The organism is Streptomyces sp. 5-10 (assembly GCF_014712245.1).
In the GTDB taxonomy this organism is placed as follows: Bacteria; Actinomycetota; Actinomycetes; order Streptomycetales; family Streptomycetaceae; genus Streptomyces; species Streptomyces violaceusniger.
In genome coordinates, this window is record NZ_JACVYG010000109.1 from 1 (window position 1) to 11883 (window position 11883).

2 protein-coding genes are annotated in these 11883 nt (G+C 74.7%); both read right to left on the reverse strand.

What is annotated here, in order from left to right; translation table 11 throughout:
• Nucleotides 1-1932: type I polyketide synthase (locus tag IEJ02_RS46795; protein WP_191070351.1), on the reverse strand; the 1932-nt coding region annotated here is incomplete at its 3' end.
• Nucleotides 1933-1983: 51 nt separating this feature from the next.
• On the reverse strand, nt 1984-11883 hold a 9900-nt coding region (locus IEJ02_RS46800; protein ID WP_191070352.1), incomplete at its 5' end, for a type I polyketide synthase.

The following is an 11883-nucleotide window of genomic DNA, read 5'->3' on the forward strand; positions in this document are numbered from 1 at the left end:
CGCCACCTCAACCGCGAACAACGCGGGCTGAGTGAACCCCGTCCGATCCAGCGCCTCCGCATCATCCCCGAACAGGACATCCTTCAGCGGACGCTCAAGATGCGGATCCAGCTCCGCCCACACCTCATCCAGCGCCTCCGCGAACACCGGGTAGGCGTCGTACAGCTCACGACCCATCCCCAGCCGCTGGCTCCCCTGCCCCGTGAACAGGAACGCCACCTTGCCGCTCGCGACCTTGCCCTCGACCAGCCCGGTCGCGGGCTCCTCGCGGGACAGTGCGTCGAGGGCCCGTATCAGGCCCTCGCGGTCGTCGGCGACGATCGCCGCCCGGTGCTCGAAGGCGGCCCGGCCGGTGGCCAGCGAGAAGCCGACGTCGGTGAGGCGCAGTTCGGGGTGGGCCTCGAGGTGGGCGCGCAGGTTCGCGGCCTGGGCGCGCAGCGCGGGGCGGCTCTTGGCGGCCACGGTCCACAGCGGCAGCGCGGTGGCGCGGGGCTCGGCGGGGGCGTCGTCAGCCGTCTTCGCGGCTTCCGCCTCCTCCGGCTCCGGCGCCTGCTCCAGGATGGTGTGCGCGTTGGTGCCGCTGATGCCGAACGAGGACACCGCGGCCCGGCGCGGCTGCCCGGTGTCCGGCCAGGCCCGCCCCTCGGTCAGCAGCGAGACGGCGCCCGCCGACCAGTCGACGTTGGGGGTGGGCTGGTCGACGTGGAGGGTCGGCGGAAGCACCCCGTGGCGCATCGCCATGACCATCTTGATGATGCCCGCGACACCGGCGGCGGCCTGGGTGTGCCCGATGTTGGACTTGATGGAGCCCAGCCACAGCGGCTGGTCCTCGCTGTGGTTGCGCCCGTACGTGGCGAGCAGGGCCTGCGCCTCGATGGGGTCGCCGAGCGTGGTGCCCGTGCCGTGGGCCTCGACCACGTCGATCTGCCCGGGGGCGAGCCGGGCGGCGGCCAGGGCCTGGCGGATGACGCGCTGCTGCGAGGGGCCGTTGGGCGCGGTCAGCCCGCTGCTGGCGCCGTCCTGGTTGATGGCGCTGCCGCGCACGACGGCCAGCACCGGGTGGCCGTTCTTCCGCGCGTCCGACAGCCGCTCCAGCAGCAGCATGCCCGCGCCCTCGCCCCAGCCGGTGCCGTCGGCGGCGGCCGCGAAGGACTTGCAGCGGCCGTCCGCCGCGAGTCCGCGCTGGCGGCTGAACTCGGTGAAGGTGCCGGGGGTGGACATGACGGTGACACCGCCGGCCAGGGCCAGCGAGCACTCCCGGCGGCGCAGCGCCTGCGCGGCGAAGTGCAGGGCGACCAGGGAGGAGGAGCAGGCCGTGTCGATGGTGACGGCCGGCCCCTCCAGGCCGAAGGTGTAGGCGACGCGGCCGGAGGCGATGGAGCCGGAGCTGCCGTTGCCGAGGAAGCCCTCGACGTCCTCGGGCGCGGAGAGCAGCCGGGAGGCGTAGTCGTGGTACATCACGCCCGCGAACACACCGGTCTGGCTGCCCTGGAGCGTGGTCGGGTCGATGCCCGCGCGCTCGAACGCCTCCCACGAGGTCTCCAGCAGCAGCCGCTGCTGCGGGTCCATCGCCAGCGCCTCGCGCGGCGAGATCCCGAAGAACGCCGGGTCGAAGTCGGCCGCGTCGTGCAGGAATCCGCCCTCGTGGACGTACGGCTCCTGGCCGCTGTCCGGGTCCGGCTCGAAGAGGACGTCGGTGGCCCAGCCGCGGTTGGTGGGGTACGGCGTGGCCGCGTCACCGCCGCGGGCGACGAGCTCCCACAGCTCCTCCGGGGTGCTGACCCCGCCGGGGTAGCGGCAGCTCATCGCCACGATGGCGATGGGCTCCTGCTCGCGCTCCTCGACCTCGCGCAGCCGCCGCCGCGCCTCGCGCAGGTCGGTGGTGGCCCGCTTGAGGTAGTCGAGGTACTTCTCTTCGTTCGCCGTCGCCATTACGCCGTCCCCGCGGTGCTGAGGTGAGTCGATGAGCTCTTGTGGAGCAGGTCAGGAGAGCCCGAGCTCGTCGTCGAGGAGATCGAAGATCTCGTCTGCCGTCGCGGACTGGATTTCACGGTCATCTGCGGTGCTGTCCGTAGCACTTTGCGTTTCATTCCACTTCGACAAGAGGTCGCGCAGGCGGGTGGTGATGCCGGGGCGCTCGAGGTCGTCCGGGGCGATCGTGGCGAGGATCGCCTCGAGCTTGTCGAGCTCCGCGTGTACGGGCTGGTGTCCGGCCGCGCCGTCCAAGCCCAGCTCCTCGCGCAGATACCCGGCGAGCGCGGTGGGCGTCGGGTAGTCGAAGATCAGCGTGACCGGCAGGCGCAGCCCGGCGGCGGCGCCCAGTCGGTTGCGCAGATCCACGGCGGTGAGCGAGTCGAAGCCGAGGTCGAGGAAGCCGCGGCCGGCGTCCACGTCGTCCGGGGTGGCGTGGCCGAGGACGGCCGCCACATGGGCGCGGACGACCTCCAGCAGCTCGCGGTCGCGTTCGGCCTCCGAGAGCCCGGAGAGCCGGGTCGCGAGCGAGCCCGCGCCCGAGTCGGCCACGACACCGGAGGTGGCCCCGGTGTCGGCGGAGCGCCGTACGGGGGTGCGGACCAGGCCGCGCAGCAGCGGCGGCAGCAGCCCGGCGGCGGCCTGGCCGCGCAGCGCTCCCGTGTCGACGCGGATCGGTACCAGCACGGCCTCGGGCAGGGTGCCCGCCACGTCGAACAGCGCCAGGCCCTCGTCCTGTCCGAGCGCCGCGAAGCCACCGCGCGAGATGCGGGTCACATCGGAGGTGTCGAGGGATCCGGCCATGCCGTCGGCCGCCGCCCACAGGCCCCAGGCGAGCGAGCTCGCGGGCAGGCCCTGGGCGTGGCGGTGCTGGGCGAGCGCGTCCAGGAAGGTGTTGGCCGCGGCGTAGTTGCCCTGCCCCGAGCTGCCGAAGGCACCGGCGGCCGAGGAGAAGAGCACGAACGCGGCCAGGTCGAGGTCGCGGGTGAGCTCGTGGAGGTTCCACGCCGCGTCCACCTTGGGGCGCAGCACGGTGTCGATCCGCTCACCGGTCAGCGAGCTGATCACCCCGTCGTCCAGGACGCCCGCGGTGTGCACCACGGCGGTCAGCGGGTGCTCGTCCGGGATGGCCGCGAGGGTGGCGGCCAGGGCGTCCCGGTCGGCGGTGTCACAGGCCGCCCAGGTGACCTCGGCGCCCAACGCGCCCAGTTCGGCGGCGAGTTCGGCCGCCCCCGGGGCTTCGCCCCCGCGGCGGCTGACCAGCAGCAGATGCCGTACGCCACGCTCCGCCACCAGGTGGCGGGCGAAGAGTCCGCCGAGGGCGCCGGTGGCGCCGCTCAGCAGCACGGTGCCCTCCGGGTCGCCGAGTCCGGCCGGCTCGGGGGCGTCCGCCGGGGCCGGGACCCGGGCGAGCCGGTAGGCGTGGCCGGTGCCGGAGCGCAGGGCGAGCTGCGGTTCGTCGGTGGCGAGCACCGACGGCAGGGCCCGCTGGGAGGCGTCCGTGCCGTCGATGTCCACCAGGACGAAGCGGCCGGGGTTCTCCGACTGCGCGGACTTCACCAGGCCCCACGCGGTGGTGTGGGCCAGGTCGGCGACGTCCTCGCCGGGGGCCGCCGCGACCGCGCCACGGGTGACGAGGACGAGACGGGTGTCGGCGAGCCGCTGGTCGGTCAGCCAGTTCTGGACCAGGTCCAGGGCGTCCCGGGCGGCGGCCCGGGCGCTGTCGGGCACGGACGCGATGCCGCCGCCGGGGGCGGTGAGGGGAGCCGTACCGTCCGTTGCGGGCAGGGACGCCGCGCCGTCGGTCGCGCGCAGAGGCGCCGCGCCGCCGGTCGCGGTGGGGGACGCCACGCCCGTGAGGGGCGCCACGACCACGTCGGGGGCGGACGCGCCGCCGTCGAGCGAGGCGGCGAGCGCCGCGAGGTCCGCGTGGTCGTCCAGCCGCTCGCCGCCGACGGTGAAGCCGGTGGCGGCGCCGAGGGTCACCCAGCGCTCGCCGAGCGGGATGCCGGTGGCGGACGCGGACAGGGCCGACAGCTCGGTCCACTCGGGGCGGAACAGCGACTCGTGGTGCGCGGCGCGCGAGGCGTCCAGTTGCTCGGCCGCCAGCGGGCGCAGCACCAGGCCGTCGATGGTGGCCACGGCGGCGCCGGTGCCGTCGGCGAGGTGCAGCGACACCCCGTCGGCGCCGGGCCGCAGCCGTACGCGCAACGATGCGGCGCCCCCGGCGTACAGCCGTACGCCGGTCCAGGCGAACGGCAGCCGCGCCCCCTCGCTCCCCTCGCCCTCCGGGTCGAGGCCGAGGGTGTGCAGGGCGGCGTCCAGCAGCGCCGGATGCACCCCGTACGCGGCGGCCTGGGGCTCGAGGCCCTGGTCCAGCCGGATCTCGGCGAACAGCTCCTCGCCGCGCCGCCAGGCGGCGCGCAGCCCCTGGAAGACCGGGCCGTAGCCGAGTCCGGCGGCGGCCGCGCCCTCGTAGAACTCCTCGGTCGCCAGAGCCTTCGCGTCGGCCGGGGGCCAGACGCCCAGGTCCACAGCCTCGTCCGGGGCATCCGAGCCGCTCGGGGCGAGGAAGCCGGTGGCGTGGCGGAGCCACGGCTCGTCGGCGGGCACGTCCTCCCGGCGGGAGTGCAGGGTCAGCGGGCGCCGCCCGGTCTCGTCGGCCGCCGCGAGCTCCAGCCGCAGCTGGACGGCGCCCTGTTCGGGCAGGACCAGCGGGGCCTGGAGGGTCAGCTCCTCGACCGTGTCACAGCCCGCCTCGTGGCCGGCGCGCAGCGCGAGTTCCACGAAGGCGGTGCCGGGCAGCAGCACGGTGTCCATGACGGCGTGGTCGGCCAGCCAGGGGTGGGTCAGCAGCGACAGCCGCCCGGTGAACACGAAGCCACCGGTGTCGGGGAGTTCCACCGCCGCGCCCAGCAGCGGGTGGTCGGCCGTGTCGAGGCCCGCGGAGATCACGTCCTCGACGGAGATGCCCACGTCGAGCCAGTAGCGCTGGCGCTGGAAGGCGTAGGTGGGCAGCTCCACGCGGCGGGCGCCGCGCCCGGCGTAGACCGCCGCCCAGTCCGGGGCCGCGCCGCGGACATGGAGGTGGGCGAGTGCGATGGCGAGCGCCTGGGCCTCGGGGCGGCCACCGCGCAGGGCGGGGACGAACACCGCGTCGGTGTCCACGCCGCCGTCGGCCCCAGTCCCGGCCCCGGTCCTGGTCCCGGTCCCCGCCTCCGTCTCGGCGAGGCAGTCCTCGCCCATCGCGGAGAGCACCCCGTCCGGGCCGAGCTCCAGATACGTGGTCACGCCCTGCTCGCGCAGGGTGCGGACACCGTCGACGAAGCGGACGGACTCACGGACGTGGCGCACCCAGAAGTCCGGCAGGCGGATCTCGTCGGCGGAGACCACGGTGCCGGTGAGGCAGGACACCAGCGGGATCGTCGGGGCGTTGTAGGTCAGGCCCTCGGCCAACTTGCGGAAGTCCGCGAGCATCGGGTCCATGTGCGGCGAGTGGAAGGCGTGGCTGACGGTGAGCCGCTTGGTCTTACGACCCCGCGCCTCGAAACCAGAAGCGATCTCCGTCGCCGCGTCCTCGTCACCCGCGATGACCACCGACGACGGCCCATTGAGGGCGGCGATGGACACGCGGTCGGTGAGCAGCGGCGCCACCTCGTCCTCGGACGCCTGGACGGCGATCATCGCGCCACCAGCGGGCAGCTCCTGCATCAACCGCCCGCGCGCCGCGACCAACTTCGCCGCGTCCGCGAGCGACAACACACCCGCCACATGCGCGGCGGCCAGCTCGCCGATCGAGTGGCCGGCCACGTAGTCCGCCTTCAGACCCCACGCCTCGACCAGCCGGAACAGCGCCACCTCGACGGCGAACAGCGCGGGCTGGGTGACGCCCGTCCGGTCCAGGGCCTCGGCGTCCTCGCCGAACAGCACGGTCTTCAGCGGCCGTTCGAGGTGCGGGTCCAGCGCGTCGCACACCTCGTCCAGCGCCTCCGCGAAGCGCGGGAACGTCCCGTACAGCTCACGGCCCATGCCGGGCCGCTGGCTGCCCTGCCCGGTGAACAGGAACGCCACCTTGCCCTCGGTGGCCACCCCGCGCAGCGCCTGCGCCGGGTGCTCACCGCGCGCCAGCGCGTCCAGCGCGCCCAGCACCTCGTCATGGCTCTCGGCCACCAGCGCGACGCGGTGTTCCAGCGCGGCGCGGGTCGTGGCCAGCGAGAAGCCCAGGTCGGTGAGGGAGACCCGGGGCTCGGCCGCGATCCGCGACCGCAGCCGCCGCGCCTGGGCCCGCACCCCGTCCTCGGTACGGGCCGACAGCAGCACGGGCACGTACGGCAGGGCCTCGGGCTCCGCCGCGGGCTCGCTCGGCTCGGGGGCGGGCGGCTGCTCGATGATGGCGTGGGCGTTGGTGCCGCTGATGCCGAACGAGGACACCGCGGCCCGGCGCGGGCGGCCGGTCTCCGGCCACTCCCGGGCCTCGGTCAGCAGCGACACCGCGCCCGCCGACCAGTCCACATGCGGCGACGGCTCGTCCACGTGCAGCGTCCGCGGCAGCAGGCCGTGCCGCATCGACAGGACCATCTTGATGACACCGGCCACGCCCGAGGCGGCCTGGGTGTGGCCCAGGTTGGACTTCACCGAGCCCAGCCACAGCGGCCGCTCCGCGTCCCGCTCCCGGCCATAGGTGGCCAGCAGCGCCTGGGCCTCGATCGGGTCGCCCAGCGTGGTGCCCGTGCCGTGCGCCTCGACGACGTCCACCTCACCGGTGGTCAGGCGGGCGTTGGCGAGCGCCTGGCGAATGACGCGCTGCTGGGACGGGCCGTTGGGCGCGGTCAGACCGTTGGACGCGCCGTCCTGGTTGACGGCCGAGCCGCGCACGATCGCCAGCACCTCATGGCCGTTGCGCCGGGCGTCCGACAGCCGCTCCAGGAGCAGCATGCCCGCGCCCTCGCCCCAGCCGGTGCCGTCGGCGGCGGCCGCGAAGGACTTGCAGCGGCCGTCCCTGGCCAGGCCGCGCTGGCGGCTGAAGTCGATGAACGTACCCGGGGTGAACATCACCGTGACACCGCCGGCCAGCGCCAGCGAGCACTCGCCCTGGCGCAGCGCCTGCGCCGCCAGGTGGAGTGCCACCAGCGAGGACGAGCAGGCCGTGTCGACCGTGACGGCCGGGCCCTCCAGACCGAAGGTGTAGGCCACGCGGCCGGACACCACGCTGCTGGAGCTGCCGGTGCCGAGGTAGCCCTCGACCTCGTTCGGGACGGCGTGCAGCCGGGACCCGTAGTCGTGGTACATGACGCCCGCGAACACACCGGTCCTGCTGCCGCGCACGGACAGCGGGTCGATCCCGGCGCGCTCGAACGCCTCCCAGGACGTCTCCAGCAGCAGCCGCTGCTGCGGGTCCATCGCCAGCGCCTCGCGCGGCGAGATCCCGAAGAACGCCGGGTCGAACTCGGCGGCGTCGTGCAGGAATCCGCCCTCGCGGGCGTAGGAGGTGCCCTGGGTCTCCGGGTCCGGGTCGTAGAGCGCCTCGAGGTCCCAGCCGCGGTTGTCGGGGAAGCGGGAGATGCCGTCCTCGCCCGCGGCGAGCAGCTGCCACAGCTCCTCGGGGGTGGTGACCCCGCCGGGGTAGCGGCAGCTCATCGCCACGATGGCGATCGGCTCGTCGTCGGTGGCGGCCACGACCGGCACCGGCGTGTGCACCACCGTGGACTGCGCTCCGACGAGCTCGGTGCGCAGATGGCGGGCCAGGACCTGCGGGTCCGGGTAGTCGAAGATGAGCGTGGCGGGCAGCCGCAGCCCGGTGACCGTGTTGAGCTGGTTGCGCAGCTCAACAGCTGTCAGCGAGTCGAAGCCGAGGTCCTTGAACGCCCGGCCCGAACCGATGGTCTCCGCACCGGCGTAGCCGAGCACGGTGGCCACCTGGCCGCGCACCAGGTCCAGCAGCAGCCGCTCCTGCTCGGGCTCGGACAGCCCGGCGAGCCGCCCGGCGAGACCGGACTCGCCGCCCGCCGCGGCCGCGTCCACCGCGCGCCGCGCCGGGATCCGCACCAGACCGCGGAACAGGGGCGAGACCGCGCCACTGGCGGCCTGGGTGCGCAGCGCCGCGACGTCCACCCGCATCGGCACCAGCGACGCCTCGCGGACGGTCAGCGCGGTGTCGAGCAGCGCGAGGCCCTCGGCCACCGGCAGCGGCGGCAGTCCGGCGCGCCGCATCCGGGCGATGTCGGCCTCGTCCAGGGTGCTGCCCATACCGGCCCCGGCCCACAGGCCCCACGCGAGCGCGGTGGCGGGCAGGCCCCGGGCGGCGCGGTGGCGGGCGAGGGCGTCCAGGAAGGCGTTGGCGGCCGCGTAGTTGCCCTGGCCCGGACCGCCGAACACACCGGAGGAGGACGAGAACAGCACGAAGGCGGTCAGGTCCAGCTCGCGGGTGAGCTCGTGGAGGTTCCAGGCCGCGTCCACCTTCGGGCGCATGACGCGGTCGACGCGCTCGGAGGTGAGGGAGCCGATCACACCGTCGTCCAGCACACCGGCCGTGTGGACGACGGCGGTCAGCGGGTGCTCGGCCGGGACGGTGGCGAGGGCCGCGGCGAGCGCGTCCCGGTCGGCCACGTCACACGCCGCCCAGCGCACGCACGCGCCCAACTCGGCCAGCTCGGCGGTGAGTTCGCCCGCGCCCGCCGCCTCGCCGCCACGGCGGCTCACCAGCAGCAGATGCCGTACGCCACGCTCCGCCACCAGATGCCGGGCCACCAGACCGCCCAGCGAACCGGACGCGCCGGTCACCAGCACCGTGCCCTCGGGGGCGAGGCCCCGGAACTCGTCGCCCTCCGGCTCCACGGCCACCCGCGCCAGCCGCGGCACGGACACCGCGCCCGCGCGGATCGCCAGCTGCGGCTCGCCCGAGGCCAGCGCGGCGGGCAGCGCCCGTAGCGACTCGTCCGCGCCGTCGGTGTCCACCAGCACGAAGCGGCCCGGGTTCTCCGACTGCGCCGAGCGCAGCAGACCCCAGACGGCCGCACCGGCCAGGTCCGCCACGGGCTCTTCCGTCCCGACGGCCACCGCGCCACGCGTCACCACGACCAGCGGGGCGTCCCCGAACCGCTCCTCCTCCAGCCACCGCTGGACGACGGAGAGCGCCGCGGCGGCGGCGCGGTGCGCCCCGCGGGCCACCTGCTCACCGACCTCCGCGGACGGCGACACGACGACGTACTCGGGCGCGGGCGCCGTGCCCGCGGCGACCGCCCCGGCCAGCGTCTCCAGGTCCCCGTACGCCGTGGTCCCGAGCCCGAGCGGATCGGCGCCCAGCACCGCCCACCGGCCGTCGGCGGGGACATCCGCCCCGGCCGCGTCGGCGAGCCCGGCCGTGGTCGCCCACTCCAGGCGGAACAGCGACTCGTGGTAGGCCGTGCGCGCGCTCCGCAGCTGCTCGGCCGAGACCGGGCGCAGCCCGAGCGTCTCGACGGCCGCGACCGGCGCACCGGTGGTGTCGGCGATCTCCAGCCGGACGCCGTCGGCGCCGGCCGGGGTCAGGTGTACCCGCAGCGCCGAGGCGCCGCTCGCGTACAGCGACACGCCGGTCCAGGCGAACGGCAGCCGTCCTTCGCCGCCCGTGTTGCCCAGGCCGCCCATCCCGATGGCGTGCAGGGCGGAGTCCAGCAGCGCCGGGTGCAGCCCGAACGCGGCGGCCTCCTCGGCCGTCTCCTCGTCCAGCGCCACCTCGGCGAACACCTCGCCGCCGCGCTGCCACGCCCTGCGCAGCCCCTGGAACGCGGGGCCGTAGGCGAAGCCGATGTCCAGCAGACCCTCGTAGCGGCCGTCCAGCTCCACCTCGGTCGCGTCCGCCGGGGGCCACGCGCTCAGCTCGAACGACGCCTCAGGGCGGCCGCCGGACGCCAGGACACCGGCGGCGTGCCGGGTCCACGGCTCCTCGGCGGGCAGGCTCTCCAGCCGGGAGTGCAGCGACAGCGGTCGGCGGCCCGTCTCGTCGGCCGCGCCGACCGAGAGCCGCAGCTGGACGCCGCCCCGCGCGGGCAGCACCAGCGGCGCCTCGAGGGTCAGCTCCTCCAGGTAGTCGCAGCCGACCTGGTCACCGGCGCGGATCGCCAGCTCCACGAACGCGGTGCCGGGCAGCAGCACGGTGTCCAGGATGGTGTGGCCCGCGAGCCACGGGTGCGTGGACAGCGCCAGCCGCCCGGTGAACAACATCCCGTCCGCGTCCGGCAGTTCGGCGCTGGCACCGAGCAGCGGATGCTCGGCCTCGCCCAGCCCGACCGCGGCCACGTCACCGAGGTACAGCGACGAGACCTTCGGCCAGTAGCGCTGCCGCTGGAAAGCGTACGTGGGCAGCGCGACCTGCGTGGCGCCGGTACGGGCGTAGTAGGCCGCCCAGTCCACCGCCACGCCCCGCACATGCGCCCGCGCGACGGCCGACAGCAGTGCCTCGGCCTCGGGACGGTCCTTGCGCAGCACGGCGGCGAAGGCGGCGTCCTCACCTGTCACACAGTCCTGGGCCATGGCGGTGAGCACACCGTCGGGGCCGAGCTCGACGTAGGTGGTGACGCCCTGGGCCTCCATGGTCCGGACGCCATCGAGGAAGCGGACGGCTTCGCGGACGTGGCGGACCCAGAAGTCGGGGCTGGTGATCTCCTCGGCGGAGACCACGCCACCGGTGAGGTTGGAGACGATCGGGATACGCGGGGCCGCGTAGGTCAACCCCTCAGCCACCTCACGGAACGCCTCCAGCATCCCGTCCATACGCGGCGAGTGGAAGGCATGGCTCACGGTGAGGCGCTTGGTCTTACGACCCCGCGCCTCGAAACCGGAAGCAATCTCCAGAGCCGCGTCCTCATCACCCGCGATGACCACCGACGCCGGACCGTTCAGCGCGGCGATCGAGACCCGCCCGGTCAGCAGCGGCGCCACCTCGTCCTCCGACGCCTGCACCGCGACCATCGCACCACCCGCCGGAAGCTCCTGCATCAAACGGCCACGCGCCGCCACCAGCTTCGCGGCATCGGCCAAGGACAGCACACCCGCCACATGGGCCGCCGCCAGCTCACCGATCGAATGCCCGGACAGGAAGTCCGCCTTCAGACCCCACGCCTCGACCAGCCGGAACAACGCCACCTCGACCGCGAACAATGCGGGCTGAGTGAACCCCGTCTGATCCAACGCCTCGGCGTCCTCGCCGAACAGCACCTCCCGCAGCGGACGCTCCAGATGCCCGTCCAAGTGCGCGCACACCGCGTCCAGCGCGTCCGCGAACACCGGGAAGGCGTCGTACAGCTCACGCCCCATCCCCAGCCGCTGACTCCCCTGCCCCGTGAACAGGAACGCCACCTTGCCACCGGCCACCGAGCCCCGCACCAGCCCGGCCGCCGTGCGGCCCTCGGCGAGCGCTTCCAGGCCGGACAGCAGACCGTCCCGGTCCCCGGCCACCAGCGCCGCGCGCTCCTCGAAGGCGGTACGGCGCGTGGCGAGCGTGAACGCCACGTCGGTGAGGTCCAGCTCGGGCCGCTCGCCGAGGTGGGCGCGCAGCCGTACGGCCTGGTCGCGCAGGCCCTCGGGGGACTTGGCGGAGAGCACCCAGGTGGCGGGGGAGCCGGACCGGGGCGCGGCGGCGGGCGCCGTGTCCTCGGTCTCGTCCGCGTACACCGGGGCCTGCTCGATGATGGTGTGCGCGTTGGTTCCGCTGATGCCGCACGAGGACACCGCGGCCCGGCGCGGACGCCCGGTCTCCGGCCACTCCCGCGCCTCGGTCAGCAGGGCGACCGCGCCCGCCGACCAGTCCACGTGCGGGGTGGGCTCATCGACGTTGAGGGTCCGCGGCAGCAGTCCGTGCTGGATGGCCAGCACCATCTTCATCACACCGGCGACACCGGCCGCGGCCTGCGTATGGCCGAAGTTGGACTTGAT